Raw genomic sequence first — 20,247 nt, forward strand, 5'->3', positions numbered from 1 at the left:
CCACTCTTCCCATTCTCTGTCCGGACGCCGCGAGCCCATGCACATTCAACGCAAAACCACCTTGATTGTGCTCGCCGTCGTGGCCCTGGCGGTCGTGGCCTGGGTCTCGACCCGGCCGGCCAAGACCAAGCTGTCTGCCTCGACTGCGATCCCGGTGCGGGTGGTCAGCGTCACGCAGCAGGACATCCCGCGATTTGTCAGCGGCATCGGCTCGGTGCTGTCGCTGCACAGTGTGGTAATTCGCCCGCAGGTCGACGGCATCCTCACCAAACTGCTGGTCAAGGAAGGGCAATTGGTAAAAACCGGCGACCTGCTGGCAAGCATCGATGACCGGGCGATCCGCGCCAGCCTCGACCAGGCCAAGGCCCAACTGGGCGAAAGCCAGGCGCAGCTGCAGGTGGCGCAGGTCAATCTCAAGCGCTACAAGGAGTTGAGCATCGACGACGGCGTGTCGAAGCAGACTTACGACCAGCAGCAAGCCCTGGTCAACCAGCTCAAGGCCACCGCCCTGGGCAACCAGGCGGCGATTGATGCAGCTCAGGTCCAGCTTTCCTACACGCAGATTCGCTCCCCCGTCAGCGGTCGGGTGGGGATTCGCAATGTGGATGAAGGCAACTTCCTGCGTACCAGCGATGCCCAAGGCCTGTTCTCGGTGACGCAGATCGACCCGATCGCCGTGGAGTTTTCCCTGCCGCAACAGATGCTGCCGACCCTGCAAGGCCTGATCGCCGCGCAGCACCCGGCCAGTGTCGATGCCTTCCTCGGCGCCGACACCGATAGCCCGGCGGCGGTGCTGCTCGGTGAAGGCCGCCTGAGCCTGATCGATAACCAGATCAGCGCCACCACCGGCACCATCCGCGCCAAGGCCGAGTTCAGCAATGCCACGCAAACGCTGTGGCCGGGGCAACTGGTCACGGTGAAGATTCAGACCGCCCTCGACAAGGCCGCCCTGGTGGTGCCGCCGACCGTGGTCCAGCGCGGCATGGACTCGCACTTCGTGTACCGCCTCAATGGCGACAAGGTGGACGTGGTGCCGGTGCACGTGGCCTATCAGAACAGCGCATTGACGATTGTCACCGGCGTGCAGGCCGGTGATGTGCTGGTCAGCGACGGCCAGTCACGCCTCAAGGCCGGCGCCCAGGTGGAGGTGCTCAAGGAGCCGCCGCAAGTGATCCAGACCGCCCAAGCGCAGGCCCAGCCATGAAGGGCCGTGGCTCGGTATCGACGTGGTGCGTCGACCATCCGGTCGCGACCCTGCTGCTGACCTTTGCCCTGGTACTGCTGGGCTTGATCGCCTTTCCGCGCCTGCCCGTCGCGCCCTTGCCGGAGGCGGAGTTCCCGACGATCCAGGTCACCGCCCAACTGCCCGGCGCCAGCCCCGATACCATGGCGTCCTCTGTGGCAACGCCCCTGGAAGTGCAATTCAGCGCCATCCCCGGCATGACCCAGATGACCTCAAGCAGCGCCCTGGGCTCCAGCCTCCTGACCCTGCAATTTACTCTCGACAAGAGCATCGATACCGCCGCCCAGGAAGTACAGGCGGCGATCAACACCGCAGCCGGCAAGTTGCCCAGCGACATGCCCAACCTGCCGACGTGGCGCAAGGTCAACCCGGCGGACAGCCCGGTGCTGATCCTCAGTATCAGCTCCAACAATATGCCCGGCACCGAACTGAGCGACTACGTGGAAACCTTGCTGGCCCGGCAGATCAGCCAGATCGACGGGGTCGGCCAGATCAGCATCACCGGCCAGCAACGCCCGGCGATTCGCGTGCAGGCCTCGCCGGACAAACTCGCCGCCATCGGCCTGACCCTGGCCGACATCCGCCTGGTCCTCCAGCAATCGAGCCTGAACCTGGCCAAGGGCGCGCTGTATGGGCGCGACAGCGTGTCGACGCTGTCGACCAACGACCAACTGTTCCACCCCGAGGAATACGGCGACCTGATTGTTTCCTACAAGGACGGCGCGCCGGTGCAGTTGCGCGACGTGGCACGGGTGATCAACGGTTCGGAAAACGCCTACGTGCAGGCCTGGTCCGGTGATACGCCGGGGGTCAACCTGGTAATTTTCCGTCAGCCGGGGGCCAATATCGTCGACACCGTGGACCGCATCCAGGCCGAGCTGCCGCGCTTGCAGGCGATGCTGCCGGCGTCGGTGGACGTCAGCTCGTTGTCGGATCGCACCAAGACCATTCGTGCCTCGCTGCATGAAGTGGAAATCACCTTGTTGATCGCGGTGTTGCTGGTGGTGGCGGTGATGGCGCTGTTCCTGCGCCAGTGGTCGGCGACCCTGATTGTATCCAGTGTGCTCGGGGTCTCGCTGGTCGCCAGTTTTGCCTTGATGTACGTGATGGGTTTCAGCTTGAACAACCTGACCCTGGTGGCCATCGTGATTGCCGTGGGGTTTGTGGTGGACGATGCGATTGTGGTGGTGGAGAACATCCACCGTCACCTTGAGGCCGGCCTGGACAAGCGTGAAGCAGCGATCAAGGGCGCCGGCGAGATCGGTTTTACCGTGGTGTCCATCAGCTTCTCGCTGGTGGCGGCGTTTATCCCGTTGCTGTTCATGGGGGGCGTGGTCGGGCGCCTGTTCAAGGAATTTGCCTTGACCGCGACCTCGACCATCCTGATTTCGGTGGTGGTGTCCCTGACCCTGGCGCCGATGCTGGCCGGGCAGTTTATGCGCGCCCCGACCCACCACCCCCATGACAAGCCAGGGTTTGGCGAACGCCTGCTGGCCGGTTACGCGAGGAACCTGCGCCGGGCGCTGGCCCATCCACGCACGATGCTCGGTATCTTCGTCGTGACCCTGGGCCTGGCCGTGGCCGGCTACGTGTTTATCCCCAAGGGGTTTTTCCCGGTACAAGACACCGGTTTCATTCTTGGCACCAGCGAGGCGGCGGCCGATGTGTCCTACCCGGATATGGTGGCCAAGCACCAGGCCCTGGCCGAGATCATCAAGGCTGACCCGGCTGTGGAAAACTTTTCTCACTCGGTGGGCGTGACCGGCAGCAACCAGACCATCGCCAACGGCCGCTTCTGGATTGCCTTGAAGGATCGCGGTGATCGCGACGTGTCCGCCAGCCAGTTTATCGACCGGATCCGCGCCAAGCTGGCCCAGGTCCCGGGGATCGTGCTGTACCTGCGCGCCGGCCAGGACATCAACCTCAGCTCCGGACCCAGCCGCAGCCAGTACCAGTACGTGCTCAAGAGCAACGATGGTGCGACCCTGAACACCTGGACCCAGCGCCTCACCGAAAAACTGCGCGCCAACCCGGCCTTTCGCGACCTGTCCAACGACCTGCAACTGGGCGGCAGCATCACCCACATCAGCATCGACCGCCAAGCCGCCGCGCGTTTCGGCCTGACCGCCACCGATGTCGACCAGGCGCTGTACGATGCGTTCGGCCAACGCCAGGTCAATGAGTTCCAGACCGAGACCAACCAGTACCAAGTGGTGCTGGAGCTGGACAGCCAGCAACGGGGCAAGGCCGAGAGCCTGAACTACTTCTACCTGCGCTCGCCCCTGAGCGGCGAAATGGTGCCGCTGTCGGCGCTGGCCAAGGTCGATCCGCCGACGGTCGGGCCGTTGTCCATCAGCCATGACGGCATGTTCCCGGCGGCCAACCTGTCGTTCAACCTGGCGCCGGGCGTGGCCCTGGGTGACGCGGTGATCATGCTCGATCAGGCGAAGAACGAGATCGGCATGCCGAGCACCATCATCGGCAATTTCCAGGGCGCGGCCCAGGCGTTCCAGAGTTCATTGGCCAGCCAGCCGTGGCTGATCCTCGCGGCGCTGGTGGCGGTCTATATCATCCTCGGCGTGCTGTATGAGAGTTTCGTGCACCCGCTGACCATCATCTCGACCCTGCCCTCTGCCGGCCTGGGTGCGTTGATCATGCTGTGGCTGCTGGGCCAGGACTTTTCCATCATGGCGTTGATCGGGTTGGTGCTGTTGATCGGCATCGTCAAGAAAAACGGCATCCTGATGATCGACTTTGCCCTGGAGGCCCAGCGCGTTCGCGGGCTGGCGCCTGGCGATGCGATTTACGAGGCCTGTATCACGCGCTTTCGGCCGATCATCATGACCACCCTCGCCGCCCTGCTGGGCGCGGTGCCGCTGATGCTCGGCGCAGGTCCCGGCGCGGAATTGCGCCAGCCGTTGGGCATCGCGGTGGTCGGCGGGTTGCTGGTGAGCCAGGCGCTGACCCTGTTCACCACGCCGGTCATATACTTGTACCTTGAGAAACTTTTCCATAGACCCACACCGGCCCCTGGGCTGGCGACCACACATTGAGGCGGGGTCATGCGCGTCCTGATTATTGAAGACGAAGAAAAAACCGCCGACTACCTGCATCGCGGGCTGACGGAACAAGGCTACACCGTGGACGTGGCCCGCGACGGCATCGAGGGCCTGCACCTGGCCCTGGAGAGCGACTACGCGGTGATCGTGCTCGATGTGATGCTGCCCGGCCTCGACGGCTTTGGCGTGCTGCGCGCACTGCGGGCACGCAAGCAGACCCCGGTGATCATGCTCACCGCCCGCGAGCGTGTGGAAGACCGCATTCGTGGCCTGCGCGAAGGGGCCGACGATTACCTGGGCAAGCCGTTTTCCTTCCTCGAACTGGTGGCACGCCTGCAAGCCCTGACCCGCCGCAGCGGCGGGCATGAACCGGTGCAGGTGACCATCGCCGACCTGTGGATCGACCTGATCAGCCGCAAGGCCAGCCGCGCCGGCCTGCGCCTGGACCTGACCGCCAAGGAGTTCTCGCTGCTCAGCGTCCTGGCCCGGCGCCAGGGCGAGATCCTGTCCAAGACGGCGATTGCAGAAATGGTCTGGGACATCAATTTCGACAGCGATGCCAATGTGGTCGAAGTGGCGATCAAGCGCCTGCGGGCCAAGCTCGATGGGCCCTTCGAACACAAGCTGCTGCACACTATTCGTGGCATGGGCTATGTGCTGGAGAACCGCAGTGTCGAGTAACTCGATTGCCCTGCGCCTGAGCGGCATGTTCACCCTGGTCGCGCTGGTGATTTTCCTGCTGATCGGCGGCGCGCTGTACCAGCAGGTGGACCGTGGCCTGGGCTTGTTGCCGGGGGCCGAGCTGGATGCGCGCTACAGTGTGCTGGAGTCGTCGATCACGCGTTTCGGCACGCCGGATCACTGGGTGAAGATGACCAGCAAACTCAAGCTGCTGGGGGAAGAGGACACACGGATTCGTTTCTGGGTGGTGAGCAGTGACCCGACCTACGAATACGGCAACCCGGACGCACGCATCCGCGAATTCGCCGCCGGCCCCACGGGCAAGCGTGATTTGTACCTGCCGGGGCATGCGTATCCGTTCAAGGTGCTGGTCAGCCAGTTCCCGGCCAAAGACCAGCGCCCGCCGCTGCGCTTTATGATCGCCATCGACACCGCCAACTTCCGCGCCACCCAGCACCATCTGCTGATGGCGTTGATCAGCCTGGCGTTTGTCGGCGTAGTGCTGGCTTCGCTGCTGGGCTTTTGGGTCGCGCGCATCGGTCTCAAGCCTTTGATCAAACTCTCGGACGAAGCGCAAAAACTGGCACCGCCAAAACTGTCCGGGCGCTTGCAGTTGTCACCGTTGCCGCCGGAGCTCAAGCAGTTCGTCAACTCCTTCAACTCGACCCTGGAGCGCGTGGAAACCGCGTACTCGCGCCTGGAATCCTTTAATGCCGACGTAGCCCACGAACTGCGCTCGCCGCTGACCAACCTGATCGGCCAGACCCAGGTTGCGCTGACCCGTGGCCGCTCGGCCGAGCATTACTTCGAGGTCCTGCAATCGAACCTGGAAGAGTTGGAGCGCCTGCGCTCGATCATCAATGACATGCTGTTCCTGGCCAGTGCCGACCAGGGCAGCAAGGCCACCAAGCTGATCGAAAGCTCCCTGGCCGATGAGGTGGCGACCACCCTCGACTACCTGGATTTCATCCTCGAAGACGCCCAGGTGCAGGTCACGGTGGTCGGCGATGCCTTGGTCCGGATCGAAAAAGCCCATTTGCGCCGGGCCCTGATCAACCTGCTGAACAATGCCGTGCAGCACACCTCGCCGGGGCAGGTGATCGAGGTGCGGATTGAAGCGCAGGAGCAACAGGTGCTGATTGGCGTGACCAATCCAGGTGAGCTGATTGCCAGCGAGCATCTGCCCCGCTTGTTCGAGCGCTTCTACCGCGTCGACGCCTCGCGCAGCAACAGCGGGGCCAATCATGGGTTGGGGCTGGCGATCGTCAAGGCAATTGCGTTGATGCATGGCGGGGATGTGTTTGTGCGCAGTGAGCACGGGGGCAATACGTTTGGCATCAGCCTGCCCGTATAAACACCTCGGCCTACTGTAGGAGCCGGCTTGCCGGCGATGGCGGCCAGTCAGTCGACTTATTCATCACTAATCCACTGCTATCGCCGGCAAGCCGGCTCCTACAGTTGATCTTCGATATCTTGACTGTTGCGGTTTGGGCAACAGTCATTATCTTGTTACACTCTGTACCGTACCGCTCGCCTGCGCCAATATGTCGCATCGACGAGCGAGACGGCAAAGACAGCCGACCCGCCCTGCCATTTCCCTCGACTTATTTCCAGGGCTCTACACTGGGAATCTGTCTTAAAGCCGCTGACTTCAGCGGCTTTTTTTTGCCGTAAAAAAGGCCAGGAACACCCCACGACATTGGCCGTTCAGACTTACCCAAAGGAGCTCCCCCGGTGAAACCCGCGCTGACATTCACCCCGTTATTCCTCGCGATTGCAGCAACTATCTCCCCGCTCGCCCTTGCAGCAGATGCCCCTCCCGCCGACGGATTCGTCGAAGGTTCAAGCCTCACTATCAACACCCGCAACTACTACATGAATCGCGACCGCCGCGACATTCACATCAACGACAGCAAAGAGTGGGGCCAAGGCTTTCTCGGCATCTTCGAGTCCGGCTACACCCAGGGCACCGTGGGTTTGGGCCTGGATGTGCATGGCATGCTCGGCCTGAAGCTGGACGGCGGTGGCGGTACCGACGGCTCCAGCATCCTGCCGTACGGCAGCGGCAGCGGCAAAGCGCCGGGCTCGTTTTCTACCGGTGGCGGCACCCTGAAAATCCGCGCCTTGGATACCGAGCTGAAGGCCGGCGACCTGTTCCTCAACAACCCGGTGATTGCTGGCGGCATGACGCGCATGCTGCCCGAGACCTTTCGTGGCGTCAGCCTGACCAACCACAGCCTTGACGGCTGGATGTTCGAAGGCGGCCAGGCCAGTTTTGCCAAGCTCTACAACCAGAGTGGCCATGGGCGCATCGGCACCAGCTATGGCGCACTGCCCAAGGGCCAGGACAGCCAGCACATGAACTGGGCCGGCGTGGCGTGGAGCGGTCTGCCAGGGCTGACCAGCAACCTGTACGCCTCCGAACTCAAGGACGTGTGGAACCAGTACTACTACGACCTGGACTACACCTACGCGCTCAATGACCTGGTCAGCCTCAACCCGGGCCTGCACTTCTACCACACCCAAGACACCGGCAATGCCCTGCTGGGGGATATCGACAACAACACCTACAGCCTGCATTTCACCGTGGGCGTGGGCAATCACAGCGTCACGGCCGCGTACCAGCGGGTCAATGGCAACACGCCGTTCGACTACATCGCCCAGGGCGACAGCGTGTACCTGGACAACTCCCAGCAATACTCGGACTTCAACGGCCCCAACGAGCGCTCGTGGAAACTCAAGTACGCCTATGACTTCGCTGGTCTTGGCGTACCCGGCCTGACCTCGGCGGTGTCCTACATCAGCGGCAAGACCGACCTCACCAAAGTCGACCCCAACAGCCGCGGCTACTCGGCCTGGTACAGCGCCGATGGCAAGAACGCCAAGCACTGGGAGCGCGATATCGACCTCAAGTACGTGGTGCAGGGCGGCAAGGCCAAGGACCTGGCGGTGCGCCTGCAATGGGCTACCAACCGAGGCAGCAATGGCTACTCGGCGGTGGACCGCGATGTGGATGAGTATCGGGTGATCATCGACTACCCGATCAATGTGTTCTGACGGCCAATTATCTTTTTCGCCAATGACTTAATTTAATGCGCGCGGAACTAAACTGCCATCATCGTCACCGCCGAAGTCAGTCCGATGAGTCAACGCCGCGCCCTTAACCTGCCTGCACGCCCGGAGCTTTTGCTGATTCTGGGCAGTGGTCTCACAGTTACCCTGATCCTGATCATCGTTGCCGTGCTGCTGATCCGCGAACATGCCAGCACACTGCAGACCGCCCAGCGCTCCACCAGCAATATCACCCAGTTGATCAATGCCGATGTGCTGCGCAACGTCGAGCTCTATGACCTGGCGTTGCAAGGCCTGATTGCGGCAGCCGGCAAGGACATGTCAGGGCTGCCGGGGGATGTGCGGCACCAACTGCAATTCGACCAGTCCACTGCGGCGCCGTACAAAGGCGAAGTCTTGCTGCTGGACGCCCAGGGCGCGGTGCTTGCCGACTCATCCACACTGGCACCCACGCGGCGCAACTTCGCCAACCGCGACTATTTCCAGGTCCATCAACAGAACCCCGACGCCGGGCTGTTTATCAGCCGCCCGTTCAAGATCCGCTGTGATTGCGAGCAGATCTGGCGCATCGCCTTCAGCCGCCGCGTGACCGGGCCCGACGGTGAGTTTGCCGGGGTGGCCGTGGCGACCATGCGCCTGGCATATTTCGACCAATTGTTCAGCAGCCTGACCATCGGCAGCGGTAACACCATCAATCTGCTGAACAACCAGGGCATCCTGCTGGCCCAGCAACCCCTGCTCGAGAGGGACATGATCGACAAGGATCTGAGCTCACGCCCCAACTTCAAGCGCATGCTGCAAGAAGGCAGCGGCAGCTTCCGGGCCATCTCTGCGATCAGTGGCACCCCACGGCTCTACACCTTTACCAATGTGGGCCGGTTGCCATTGATCGTGGTAGTGGCCTTGGCCAGCGACGATGTATTCGCCGCCTGGCAACGCGCCGCGTGGCTGACGGCGGGGGCCACCGGGGTGTTGTGTGTGGGCCTGCTGTGGCTGAGCTGGATGTTGCGCCTGGAACTGCGGCGTCGCTACCGTGCCGAGAAAGTACTGTCAGAACTGGCAGCCACCGACGGCCTGACCGGCCTGGCCAACCGCCGCATCCTCGACCAGCGCCTGGCCCTGGAATGGGAGCGCGCGCGCCGCTCGACCGAGCCCTTGGCCCTGTTGATGATCGACGTCGACCACTTCAAGGCCTTCAACGACCGCCACGGCCACCAGGGCGGCGACGAAGCGTTGCGCAGCGTGGCACAGGTGATCGGCAGCCACATCCGCCGCCCGGCCGACCTCGCGGCGCGCTATGGCGGTGAAGAGTTTGCGGTGATCCTGCCGCATACCGACGCCAGCGGTGCCCGGGCGATTGCTGAGCGTATCCGCCAGGGGATCCAGCACTTGCCGCCGGTTGCGGGTGATAGTGAGCCAGTTACGGTGAGTATCGGCTTGAGCACCTGGGACAAACGCAGCAGCGCGTCATTGGAGCAGTTGCTGCTCAGTGCTGACCGGGCGTTGTATGAGGCGAAAAATAGTGGGCGCAACCGCGTGGTCGATGCGGCCACACTGCTGGCGCCTTGAATGTAGGAGCCGGCTGGCCGGCGATGGCGGCCGGATGGTCGGTGCAAGGTTCAGGGGCCTCATCGCCGGCAAGCCGGCTCCTACAGCGGGATGTTTGCCAATAAAAAAAGGCCACCCGAAGGCAGCCTTTAAAAACTAAAGAAAGAGAGTTGTTACTTACACCGCCGCAACGGGACGCATGTAAGAGATCGGTGCGGTGCTGGCATCTTCGAAGGTCACGACTTCCCAAGCGTCTTTCTGCTCAATCAACTTGCGCAGGAGCTGGTTGTTCAGTGCATGGCCCGACTTGAAGCCTTTGAACTCGCCTATCAGGCTATTGCCCAGCAGGTAGAGGTCACCAATTGCATCGAGGATCTTGTGCTTCACGAATTCGTCTTCATAGCGAAGGCCGTCTTCGTTCAGTACACCATCCGCGTCGACCACGATGGCGTTTTCCACGCTGCCGCCGAGTGCGAGGTTGTGCTTGCGCAGGTACTCGATGTCACTCATGAAACCAAAGGTACGGGCGCGGCTGACTTCTTTTACAAACGAAGTGCTGGAAAAATCCACGCTTGCACTTTGGGTGCGGTCACGGAATACCGGGTGATCGAAATCGATCTCAAAGCTCACTTTAAAGCCTTCGAACGGGACGAAGGTGGCGCGCTTGTCGCCGTCTTCTACTGTCACTTCCCGCAGAATGCGAATGAACTTCTTGGCTGCGTCCTGTTCTTCCAGGCCGGCAGATTGAATCAGGAATACGAAAGGTCCAGCGCTACCATCCATGATCGGGACTTCAGACGCGGAGAGCTCGACGTAGGCGTTATCGATGCCCAGGCCAGCCATGGCCGAGAGCAAGTGCTCCACCGTGTCCACTTTGACGTCACCGTTGACCAATGTGGTCGACATGGTGGTTTCGCCAACGTTTTCCGCGCGAGCAGGAATCTGCACCACAGGGTCCAGGTCGGCACGAACAAACACGATGCCGGTGTCGACAGGTGCGGGCTTGAGAGTCAGATATACCTTCTCCCCGGAGTGCAGACCTACACCTGTGGCACGGATAATATTCTTCAGGGTGCGTTGTTTAATCATGGCTTGGACCGCTTCAGCGCAAATTGCGAACTGGTATCAACAAAGGCTGGCGATAATAGCAGACCAGACCTTTGCTGAACACCAATCACCTTCATAGCCCTGATACATTCCATTAATCGGCCTGACGACGCAGGAAAGCCGGGATGTCCAGGTAGTCCAGATCATCTTGCGGATTCGGGCTACGGGACGCCGCAGCACCGGCCTGGGCCTGGTTGCGCATCACGGTCGGACGATCCAGATCACGGTAGTTCACCGACGGCAGTTCCTGGCGAGCAGGTGCTGGAGCGGCGGCCGAGGCCTGGCTGGTGTGCACGGTATTGTCGATAACCTTCACAGGTTTCTCGATTTTTGCGCCCAGACCTGTGGCAACCACGGTCACATGCAGTTCGTCGCGCATGTCCGGATCGATAACGGTACCGACCTTGACCATCGCGTGCTCGGAAGCGAAGGCTTCGATGATGCTACCCACGTCGGAGTACTCGCCCAGGGACAGGTCGGGACCGGCGGTGATGTTCACCAGGATGCCGCGTGCACCTTGCAGGTTCACGTCTTCCAGCAACGGGTTGCGGATGGCCGCTTCGGTCGCTTCACGTGCACGGTTAGGACCGCTGGCGCAGCCAGTGCCCATCATCGCCATGCCCATTTCGCTCATGACCGTACGTACGTCGGCAAAGTCGACGTTGATCATGCCCGGACGCTTGATGATGTCGGAGATACCGCGAACGGCACCGGCCAGGACGTCGTCAGCCTTGGCGAAAGCCGACAGCAGGCTTGCGTCTTTACCGAGGATGGTCAGCAGTTTTTCGTTGGGGATGGTGATCAACGAGTCAACGCTTTCAGACAGCAGACGGATACCTTCGTCGGCGATCTGCATGCGCTTGCGGCCTTCGAACGGGAACGGACGGGTCACGACTGCGACGGTCAGGATCCCCATTTCCTTGGCCACTTCGGCAATGATTGGCGCCGCACCGGTACCGGTACCGCCGCCCATGCCGGTGGTGATGAACACCATGTTGGTGCCTTGCAGCACTTCGGCAATACGCTCGCGGTCTTCCAGGGCGGCTTGACGGCCGACTTCCGGATTGGCGCCAGCGCCCAGGCCCTTGGTCACGGCTGTGCCCAATTGCAGGATGGTCCGCGCGCCGATGCTTTTGAGCGCCTGGGCATCAGTGTTGGCGCAGATGAATTCAACGCCTTCAATGTTGCTCTTGACCATATGGTTGACAGCGTTGCCGCCGCCACCGCCGACACCGATTACTTTAATAACCGGGCTTGCGGGGATGTTGTCTACGAGTTCGAACATTTTCCCTCTCCTTCATTTCTCTAGTTTTTTCGCCTACTACTTGAAACGGTGTTGCGGTAAATCTTTAGAAATTGCCCTTCACCCAAGCCTGCAGACGCTCCAGCAACGGCGCTTTGGGCTCGTCACTGCTATAGCTTTCGCGGCTGCCAATGCCCGACAGGGAAATGCCGTCGGTCTGCTTTTGCAGGCCATACAACAGCAAGCCCACACCGGTGGAATAAATCGGGTTGCGCACCACGTCGCCCAGGCCCTTGACGCCATGGGGCACGCCCAGGCGGACCGGCATGTGGAAGATTTCCTCGGCCAGTTCGACCGCGCCTTCCATCTTCGAGGTGCCACCGGTCAGCACGATGCCGGCCGGGATTAAATCTTCGTAGCCACTGCGGCGCAGTTCAGCCTGGATCAGGGTGAACAGTTCGTCATAGCGCGGCTCGACCACTTCGGCCAGGGCCTGGCGCGACAGTTCGCGCGGTGGGCGGTCGCCCACGCTCGGCACCTTGATGGTTTCACCGGCACCGGCCAGCTTGGCCAGGGCGCAGGCGTAGCGGATCTTGATTTCTTCGGCGTACTGGGTCGGTGTACGCAGCGCCATGGCGATGTCGTTGGTCACCTGGTCACCGGCAATCGGGATCACGGCGGTGTGACGGATCGCACCCTCGGTGAAGATCGCGATATCGGTGGTGCCACCGCCGATGTCCACCAGGCACACGCCCAGCTCTTTTTCGTCGTCGGTCAGGACCGAGTAGGCCGAAGCCAGTTGCTCGAGAATGATGTCGTCGATTTCCAGGCCGCAGCGGCGCACGCATTTTTCAATGTTCTGTGCCGCATTCACCGCGCAAGTCACGACGTGGACCTTGGCTTCCAGGCGTACGCCCGACATGCCCAGGGGCTCACGCACGCCTTCCTGGTTATCGATCACGTAGTCCTGCGGCAAGGTGTGCAGCACACGCTGGTCAGCCGGGATCGCCACAGCCTGGGCGGCGTCGAGGACGCGCTCAAGGTCGGCCGAGCTGACTTCACGGTCGCGAATCGCCACGATGCCGTGGGAGTTCAGGCTGCGGATGTGATTGCCCGCCACACCGACGAACGCCGAGTGAATCCGGCAGCCGGCCATCAGTTGCGCTTCTTCGATGGCGCGCTGGATCGATTGCACGGTGGATTCAATGTTGACCACCACGCCCTTCTTCAGGCCCCGGGACGGATGCGTGCCGATTCCGACGATTTCCAGCGTGCCGTCGTCCGCGACCTCGCCTACCAGCGCCACCACCTTGGAGGTGCCGATATCGAGACCGACGATCATTTTGCCGCTTTGCACGTTTGCCATGGGTCCTGCCTCTTCTTAATTCTTCGCGACAGCGGGCTGCGCTGTCGTGGGCGCAGCCGGTTCGCGCCAGCTAACGGCAAGGCCGTTGGCGTAACGCAGGTCGATGCTCGCAATGTTCGTAATCTGTTCTTTCAAGGTTTTGTCGTAGATGGCGATAAAGCGGCGCATCTTCTCCACCAAGTGGTCGCGTCCCAGCAACAACTCGATGCCCGGGCCGGAACTGCCTGCCCCGGTGGTCAAAAACCAACTGCCCCGTTCGCGCAATTCCAGGCGCGCAATGGAGAAGCCCAGTGGCCGCAGCATCTGGCTCAACGCCTGGTACTGCTGCATCACTTGCTGCTGTGCCCGTTGTGGTCCGAACAACTGCGGCAAATGCTCGTAGTTGGCCAGCTCACGCGGGTTGAACGCCTGGCCCTGGTTGTTCAACAGCGCTTCGTCGCCCCAACGGGCCACGGGCAGTTGTTCTTCCAGGCGGATCGTCACTTGATCCGGCCACACGCGCCGTACTTCGGCGTGGGCAATCCACGGCATCTGTTCCAGTTCGGCACGCATGCCGGCCAGGTCGATGGTGAAGAAGCTCGCCGCGACAAAAGGCGCGATCCGCTGCTGCACCGCTTGCTGGCTGATGTAGCTCAAGTCGCCCTGCACGCTGATCTTGGTGATCGGGCGGTCGGCATACGGCAACAGGCGCTGTGCACCTTCATAGGTGCCAAAGCCCAACGCCACCAACAGCACCGGCCAGAACAGGGCCTTGAGAAAACCAAAGTTGGCTTTCGGCAGGCGCGCCGACATCGGCTCTTTAGCCACCATTCGACTGGCACCACGCGGCACCGGCTTGCGGCCGGGTGCGGGTTGCTGATGACGAAGCGATGCGCCTTGCATGGTCTTAACCTCGTGCCTCTTCATTACTGGCCACATAACTGGCCGCCAGGATCGCCAGCACCAATTGCTGGAAGTCCAAGCCGGCCGCACGTGCAGCCATGGGCACCAGGCTGTGGTCGGTCATACCCGGCGCGGTATTGACTTCCAGGAACCAGAAGTTCCCCTGGTCATCCTGCATCACGTCTGCCCGCGCCCAACCGGCGATACCCAACGCCTCACAGGCTTTCGCCGTGAGGTCCATCAATTCCTGCTCTTTGGTTGCATCGAGCCCGCACGGGATCCGGTACTGGGTATCGGAGGCCAGGTACTTGGCGTCGTAGTCGTAAAAGGTGTGGGGCGTGCCCAATGCGATGGGCGGCAATACCTGGCCACGCAGGGTGGCGATGGTGTACTCGGGACCCTGGATCCACTGTTCCACCAACACTTGCGAATCGTAGGTACTTGCCGCTTTCCATGCGTCGATCAATTCGGCGGCCGAGTTCACTTTAGCCATGCCGATACTGGAGCCTTCATGGGCTGGTTTGACGATCAAAGGCAGGCCCAGTTCCTTGGCTGCAGAAATACAATCGTCTTCACTGCACAGAACGCTGTGACGCGGCGTCGGAATGCCCAGGCTGTGCCACACCTGCTTGGTGCGCAACTTGTCCATGGCCAGGGCCGAAGCGAGGATGCCACTGCCTGTGTAGGGAATGCCGGCGCACTCCAGCAGGCCCTGCATGCTGCCGTCTTCACCACCACGGCCGTGCAGGATGATGAAGGCGCGGTCGATCTTCTCGGCCTGCAGGCGGGCGAGGAAGTCATCGCCCACGTCGATACCAAAGGCATTCACACCGGCACTTTGCAGCGCCTGGAGCACGGCATTGCCGGACTTGAGCGAGACTTCACGCTCAGCACTCTTGCCGCCGAACAACACGGCCACGCGACCGAAGTCGGCAGGTGCGATGGTGGAGAACAGGGAGGCGTAATTCGCAGTCATTTCGACTTCCCCTGTACAGCGGCGGCAGCAAACAGCGGGCTCGCCAGCAATTTAGGGGCAAGGCCGCCGATATCACCGGCACCCTGGCACAGCAGGATGTCGCCGGCGCGCAGCAGCGGCTTGACGATCGGCGCCAGGTCCACGCCTCGCTCGATATAGATCGGGTCCAGTTGCCCGCGCTGGCGGATGCTGTTGCACAGCTTGCGACTATCGGCACCGGGGATCGGTTCTTCACCGGCCGGGTAGACTTCCATCAGCAGCAATACGTTGGCATCGGCCAATACATTTACGAAGTCGTCGTACAGGTCGCGGGTACGGCTGTAGCGGTGCGGCTGGTAGACCATCACCAGGCGACGCTCTGGCCAGCCACCACGCACAGCCTTGATCACGGCCGCGACTTCGGTCGGGTGGTGACCGTAGTCGTCCACCAGCATCACGTCGCCGCCGTCTACCGGCAACTGGCCGTAGACCTGGAAGCGCCGACCCACGCCGGCAAAGCCCGACAGGCCTTCGACGATGGCTTCATCGCTGACGCCTTCGTCGGTGGCGATGCAGATGGTCGCCAGGGAATTGAGCACATTGTGGTTGCCCGGCATGTTCACCGACACATCCAAGGGCTCGCGATCCGGACGCAGCACGGTGAAGAACGTCTGCATGCCTTGCTGGCGAACATTGATCGCGCGCACGTCAGCGTCTTCGCTGAAGCCATAGGTCACGGTCGGGCGCTTGACCAGCGGCAGGATTTCGCGCACTACCGGATCGTCCAGGCACACCACGGCCAGACCGTAGAACGGCAGGTTGTGCAGGAACTCGACGAAGGTTTTCTTCAACTTGTTGAAGTCGCCGTCGTAGGTCGCCATATGGTCGGCGTCGATGTTGGTGACCACGGCCACCAGCGGCTGCAGGTGCAGGAAGCTGGCATCGCTTTCATCGGCTTCGGCAATCAGGTAACGGCTGGTACCCAGTTGTGCATTGGTACCTGCTGCATTCAGCCGCCCACCGATCACGAAGGTCGGATCCAGGCCGCCGGCGGCGAACACCGAGGCGATCAGGCTGGTGGTGGTGGTCTTGCCGTGGGTACCGGCGACGGCGATGCCGTGGCGATAGCGCATCAGCTCGGCCAGCATCTCGGCGCGGGGCACCACGGGAATGCGCCGCTCAAGGGCGGTGGCCACTTCCGGGTTGGAGGTGTTCACAGCGCTGGAGACCACCAATACATCAGCCTGCGCGGCGTTCTCGGCACGGTGGCCGATAAAGATCTGCGCGCCGAAGGATTCCAGGCGCTCGGTGACCGGCGAAGTCTTGAGGTCGGAGCCGGAGACCTGATAACCCAGGTTCAGCAACACCTCGGCAATCCCGCACATGCCCACGCCGCCGATACCGACGAAGTGGATGCGACGGATGCGGCGCATTTCCGGTTGCGGCATGGCTTTTTGATTCTCAACCATGGGCCACCTCCAGGCAGATATCGACCACGCTGCGGGTGGCGTCGGGTTTGGCCAGGCGGCTTGCGGTGCTCGCCATGCTGTTCAGTCGTTCGGGTTGCATCAAAACCTCAGTCAGGCGTGCGGCCAGATCGGCGGCGCCAGTCGTTCTTTGCGGCAGCAGGAAGGCAGCGCCCTCCCCGGCCAAATATTCGGCGTTGCGGGTCTGGTGATCGTCGATCGCATGGGGCAAGGGCACCAGCAAGGACGGCAGACCGGCGGCGGCCAGTTCACTGACGGTCAACGCACCTGCGCGACAGACCACCAGGTCGGCCCAGCCATAGGCATGGGCCATGTCTTTGATGAAGGGCTCTACGGTCGCCTCGACACCGGCCTCGCGATAGCGGGCGGCGGTCACTTCATCGTGATTCTTGCCTGCCTGATGGAAGATCTCGGGACGCAGCTCCACAGGCAGCTGCGCCAATGCCTGCGGCAGCAGTTTGTTCAGCGGCTCGGCGCCCAGGCTTCCACCGAGGATCAGCAGATGCGCCTTGCGCCCGGCCAGGGCCTGGCGGGCAATGTCCATGAACAGTTCGGTACGCACCGGGTTGCCGGTGGTGCGGCGCTTGTCCATGGCCGCAAACGTATTCGGGAACGCCTCGCAGACCCGTGCCGCCAACGGCGCCAACAGCCTGTTGGCAGTACCGGCCACAGCGTTTTGCTCGTGGACGATCACCGGCACACCGGCCAAGCGCGCGGCCACACCGCCGGGACCGGTGACATAGCCACCAAAGCCCAGCACGCAGACCGGCTTCAATTCGCGAATGACCTTGCGCGCCTGCCACACAGCCTTGAGCAACACGAACGGCGCCTTGAGCAGGGACAATTTGCTCTTGCCGCGCAGGCCGCTGACGTTGATCAGATGCAGGCGCAAACCGGCCGCCGGGACCAGTTCATTTTCAATGCCACGGGGCGTGCCCAGCCAATGCACGGTGTAGCCACGGGCCTGGAACTCACGGGCACAGGCCAGCGCCGGGAACACGTGGCCGCCGGTGCCGCCGGCCATGATCAGCACGTTAGCGCCCATGGGTCGGCTCCTCGGCAAAATCGCTCTCGCTGAATTCCATTTCTTCGCTGCCCAAATGGGTTCGACTCTCCCACTCGATACGCAGTAACAAGCCGAGACAGGCACAGCAGATCACCAACGAGCTGCCACCGTAGCTGAGGAACGGCAAGGTCAGGCCCTTGGTCGGCAGCAAGCCAACGTTCACGCCAATGTTGATCAAGAACTGGCCGATCCACAGGAAGGCCAGGCCGTACGCCACATAGGCGGCAAAGAATTGTTTGGCTTTCTCGGCCCACAGGCCGATGTACATGGCCCGCACACAGACGAACACGAACAGCCCGACGGTGACCAGGGAGCCAACCACGCCCAGCTCTTCGGCCAGTACCGAGAACACGAAGTCGGTATGGGCTTCCGGCAGGTAGAACTGCTTCTGCACACTGTTGCCCAGGCCCACGCCCAGCCACTCGCCGCGACCGAAGGCAATCAGCGCCTGGGTCAACTGGTAGCCGGAACCGAACTGGTCGGACCAGGGGTCGGTAAAGGTGATCAGACGCGCCATCCGATAGGGTTGCGCCTGCACCAAGATCGTTACGGCCGCCACGGCGAGCCCGACCATCAGGGCAAAGCGGAACAAGCCCACCCCACCGAGGAACAGCATCGCGGCGGCGGCGCCCATCATCACCACGGTGGCGCCGAAGTCCGGCTCCATCAGCAACAGGCCAGCCATGGGCAGCAGCACGATGAAGGGCTTGAAGAAGCCCATCCAGCTTTCCCGCACTTCTTTCTGGCGACGCACCAGGTAGCCCGCCAGGTAAATCACCACGAAGACCTTGGCGATTTCCGACGGCTGCACGTTGAACGCGCCGAAGCCGATCCAGCGCATCGACCCATTCACCTCGCGACCGATGCCGGGGACGATCACCATCACCAGCAGGCCGAAGGCGCCAATCAGCATCAGCCAACCCAGGCGCTGCCAGGTGGCGATGGGAATCATCATGGTGACGATGCACGCACCGAGGCCGATCACCAGGTAAATCAGGTGGCGGATCATGTGGTACAGGGTGTTGCCCGACTGTACGGCGGCCACTTCCGAGGACGCCGAGGTGATCATCACCAGGCCCAGGCCCAGCAGCGCCAGGCAACCGGCGAGCATTGGGAAGTCGAGGTCGATCCCGCGCCCAGTGATGATCGGCGATGGGTACGGCTTGATAATGTTCTTCAGGTCCAGACTCATGCCAAGCCCTCCACGGCGCGGGCGAACAACTGGCCGCGCTCTTCGTAGTTCTTGAACATGTCGAAACTGGCGCAGGCCGGCGACAGCAGCACCGCATCGCCGGGCTGGGCCAGGGCGCGGCACTGAGCGATGGCATCGTCCAGGGAGGTGGCGCGCACTTGCGGCACCGCGTCACCCAGGGCGGCGGCGATCAAGTCGCTGTCACGACCCATCAGCACCACGGCACAGCAATGAGCAGCCACCGGGCCCTTGAGGTCCTTGAAGTCGGCACCCTTGCCATCGCCACCGGCGATTAGCAGCAGTTTGCCGTCGATATCGGCCCCCAGGCCTTCGATGGCGGCCAGCGCGGCGCCGACATTGGTGGCCTTGGAATCGTTGTAGTAGCTCACGCCATCCAGGTCGCGCACCCACTGGCAGCGGTGTTCGAGGCCGGCGAAGGTGCGCAGGCTCGACAGCATCGCGTCGAACGGCAAGCCGACCGCATGCCCCAACGCCAACGCCGCGAGGGCATTGGACTGGTTGTGGGCGCCACGGATCTTCAGTTCACGCACCGGCATCAGGTTCTGGAATTCGAAGGCCAGGTATTTCTCGCCATTCTCTTCACGGATACCAAAGGCCTTGAAATCGGGTTTGCTCAGGCCGAAGGTCCAGCATGGCAGGCCCTCGCCCATCAACGGACGGCTCAGGGCATCCTGGCGGTTGACCACTACCTGGCGCGCACCACGGAAGATCCGGTGCTTGGCCAGGTGATAAGCCGGCAGGCCGCTGTAGCGGTCCATATGGTCTTCGCTGACGTTCAACACGGTGGCCACTTCGGCGCCGAGTTGATCGGTGGTCTCCAGTTGGAAGCTCGACAACTCCATGACGTACAGCTCGATATCGTCGCTGAGCAAATCCAGCGCCGGCGTACCCAGGTTACCGCCCACGGCCACGCGCTTGCCGGCCGCAGCCGCCATTTCGCCAACCAGGGTGGTGACGGTGCTCTTGGCGTTGGAACCGCTGATCGCCACGATGGGCGCCTTGGCGTTACGCGCAAACAGTTCGATATCGCCGGACAACTTCACGCCACGCGCCGCTGCCGCTTGCAGGGCCGGGGTCGCCAGGGCCAGGCCGGGGCTCACGTAGAGCTCGTCGGCACGGCACAGAAACTCGACATCCAACTCGCCACAACGCACTTCCACGTGCGGGTAGTCACGGCGCAGCGTGACCAGCTCCGGTGGATTTTCCCGCGTATCGGCCACGGCAAACGACGTGCCCCGGTTCGCCAGGAAGCGAACCAGGGACATGCCGCTCTTGCCGAGGCCGACAACGATGCGGAAGTGGTCTGAAGCGATCAGGGACACTCG

15 protein-coding genes are annotated in these 20,247 nt (G+C 62.3%); 6 read left to right on the top strand and 9 right to left on the bottom strand.

Going from position 1 to position 20,247, the window contains the following annotated elements:
• The first annotated feature begins 37 nt into the window (after nt 1-37).
• The 6 genes from HBO05_RS06490 to HBO05_RS06515 all read left to right on the top strand — a co-directional run bounded on the left by HBO05_RS06490 (nt 38) and on the right by HBO05_RS06515 (nt 9,624).
• Nucleotides 38-1,204 (top strand): efflux RND transporter periplasmic adaptor subunit, encoded by a 1,167-nt coding sequence (locus tag HBO05_RS06490; protein WP_170041761.1) that lies wholly within the window; start codon nt 38-40, stop codon nt 1,202-1,204.
• A complete protein-coding gene (locus HBO05_RS06495; protein ID WP_172312097.1) occupies nt 1,201-4,296 on the top strand; it encodes a multidrug efflux RND transporter permease subunit in 3,096 nt (1,031 codons plus the stop codon). Before HBO05_RS06490 ends, HBO05_RS06495 begins: the two co-directional genes overlap by 4 nt.
• A 9-nt stretch (nt 4,297-4,305) precedes the next feature.
• Nucleotides 4,306-4,983 (top strand): heavy metal response regulator transcription factor, encoded by a 678-nt coding sequence (locus HBO05_RS06500; RefSeq protein ID WP_169956339.1) that lies wholly within the window; start codon nt 4,306-4,308, stop codon nt 4,981-4,983.
• Nucleotides 4,973-6,337: a heavy metal sensor histidine kinase gene (locus HBO05_RS06505; RefSeq protein WP_169956341.1), complete on the top strand. Its 1,365-nt coding sequence runs from the start codon at nt 4,973-4,975 to the stop codon at nt 6,335-6,337. The genes HBO05_RS06500 and HBO05_RS06505 overlap by 11 nt, the downstream gene beginning before the upstream one ends.
• 380 nt (nt 6,338-6,717) lie before the next feature.
• On the top strand, nt 6,718-8,040 hold the full coding sequence (locus tag HBO05_RS06510) for an OprD family porin (RefSeq protein ID WP_169956342.1): 1,323 nt from the start codon (nt 6,718-6,720) through the stop codon (nt 8,038-8,040).
• An 84-nt stretch (nt 8,041-8,124) separates the two neighbouring features.
• The gene (locus tag HBO05_RS06515; protein ID WP_169956344.1) at nt 8,125-9,624 is read left to right on the top strand and encodes a sensor domain-containing diguanylate cyclase; all 1,500 of its coding nucleotides are present in this window, start codon (nt 8,125-8,127) and stop codon (nt 9,622-9,624) included.
• A gap of 156 nt (nt 9,625-9,780) precedes the next feature.
• Here the strand turns inward: HBO05_RS06515 and lpxC are convergent, their stop codons facing one another.
• From lpxC to murD, 9 genes are all read right to left on the bottom strand, one after another.
• Nucleotides 9,781-10,692: a UDP-3-O-acyl-N-acetylglucosamine deacetylase gene (gene lpxC, locus HBO05_RS06520; RefSeq protein WP_029297841.1), complete on the bottom strand. Its 912-nt coding sequence runs from the start codon at nt 10,690-10,692 to the stop codon at nt 9,781-9,783.
• A 112-nt stretch (nt 10,693-10,804) separates the two neighbouring features.
• Nucleotides 10,805-11,995, bottom strand: a complete 1,191-nt coding sequence (ftsZ, locus tag HBO05_RS06525) for a cell division protein FtsZ (RefSeq protein ID WP_057444456.1) — start codon at nt 11,993-11,995, stop codon at nt 10,805-10,807.
• Nucleotides 11,996-12,059: 64 nt separating this feature from the next.
• Nucleotides 12,060-13,319 carry a cell division protein FtsA gene (gene ftsA, locus HBO05_RS06530; RefSeq protein ID WP_029297837.1) on the bottom strand — a complete coding sequence of 420 codons (1,260 nt, stop codon included), beginning with the start codon at nt 13,317-13,319 and terminating at the stop codon, nt 12,060-12,062.
• A 15-nt stretch (nt 13,320-13,334) separates the two neighbouring features.
• On the bottom strand, nt 13,335-14,201 hold the full coding sequence (locus tag HBO05_RS06535) for a cell division protein FtsQ/DivIB (protein WP_169956346.1): 867 nt from the start codon (nt 14,199-14,201) through the stop codon (nt 13,335-13,337).
• A 4-nt stretch (nt 14,202-14,205) separates the two neighbouring features.
• A complete protein-coding gene (locus tag HBO05_RS06540) occupies nt 14,206-15,177 on the bottom strand; it encodes a D-alanine--D-alanine ligase (RefSeq protein WP_169956349.1) in 972 nt (323 codons plus the stop codon).
• Complete coding sequence (murC, locus tag HBO05_RS06545; RefSeq protein WP_029297832.1) at nt 15,174-16,625, bottom strand: UDP-N-acetylmuramate--L-alanine ligase; 1,452 nt, start codon at nt 16,623-16,625, stop codon at nt 15,174-15,176. Before murC ends, HBO05_RS06540 begins: the two co-directional genes overlap by 4 nt.
• On the bottom strand, nt 16,618-17,688 hold the full coding sequence (gene murG / locus HBO05_RS06550) for an undecaprenyldiphospho-muramoylpentapeptide beta-N-acetylglucosaminyltransferase (protein WP_169956351.1): 1,071 nt from the start codon (nt 17,686-17,688) through the stop codon (nt 16,618-16,620). Before murG ends, murC begins: the two co-directional genes overlap by 8 nt.
• Nucleotides 17,678-18,889 (bottom strand): putative lipid II flippase FtsW, encoded by a 1,212-nt coding sequence (gene ftsW / locus HBO05_RS06555; RefSeq protein ID WP_169956403.1) that lies wholly within the window; start codon nt 18,887-18,889, stop codon nt 17,678-17,680. The genes murG and ftsW overlap by 11 nt, the downstream gene beginning before the upstream one ends.
• Before the next feature lie 8 nt (nt 18,890-18,897).
• On the bottom strand, nt 18,898-20,244 hold the full coding sequence (murD, locus tag HBO05_RS06560; RefSeq protein WP_172312099.1) for a UDP-N-acetylmuramoyl-L-alanine--D-glutamate ligase: 1,347 nt from the start codon (nt 20,242-20,244) through the stop codon (nt 18,898-18,900).
• Nucleotides 20,245-20,247 lie beyond the last annotated feature (3 nt).

The sequence above is a fragment of the Pseudomonas sp. WS 5079 genome, from assembly GCF_012985465.1.
Lineage (GTDB): Bacteria > Pseudomonadota > Gammaproteobacteria > Pseudomonadales > Pseudomonadaceae > Aquipseudomonas.

Coding starts and splice junctions, on each gene's coding strand:
- HBO05_RS06490 (WP_170041761.1), top strand. CDS start 38: ATGCACATTCAACGCAAAACCACCTTGATTGTGCTCGCCGTCGTGGCC.
- HBO05_RS06495 (WP_172312097.1), top strand. CDS start 1,201: ATGAAGGGCCGTGGCTCGGTATCGACGTGGTGCGTCGACCATCCGGTC.
- HBO05_RS06500 (WP_169956339.1), top strand. CDS start 4,306: ATGCGCGTCCTGATTATTGAAGACGAAGAAAAAACCGCCGACTACCTG.
- HBO05_RS06515 (WP_169956344.1), top strand. CDS start 8,125: ATGAGTCAACGCCGCGCCCTTAACCTGCCTGCACGCCCGGAGCTTTTG.
- lpxC (WP_029297841.1), bottom strand. CDS start 10,692: ATGATTAAACAACGCACCCTGAAGAATATTATCCGTGCCACAGGTGTA.
- ftsZ (WP_057444456.1), bottom strand. CDS start 11,995: ATGTTCGAACTCGTAGACAACATCCCCGCAAGCCCGGTTATTAAAGTA.
- ftsA (WP_029297837.1), bottom strand. CDS start 13,319: ATGGCAAACGTGCAAAGCGGCAAAATGATCGTCGGTCTCGATATCGGC.
- HBO05_RS06535 (WP_169956346.1), bottom strand. CDS start 14,201: ATGCAAGGCGCATCGCTTCGTCATCAGCAACCCGCACCCGGCCGCAAG.
- HBO05_RS06540 (WP_169956349.1), bottom strand. CDS start 15,177: ATGACTGCGAATTACGCCTCCCTGTTCTCCACCATCGCACCTGCCGAC.
- murC (WP_029297832.1), bottom strand. CDS start 16,625: ATGGTTGAGAATCAAAAAGCCATGCCGCAACCGGAAATGCGCCGCATC.
- murG (WP_169956351.1), bottom strand. CDS start 17,688: ATGGGCGCTAACGTGCTGATCATGGCCGGCGGCACCGGCGGCCACGTG.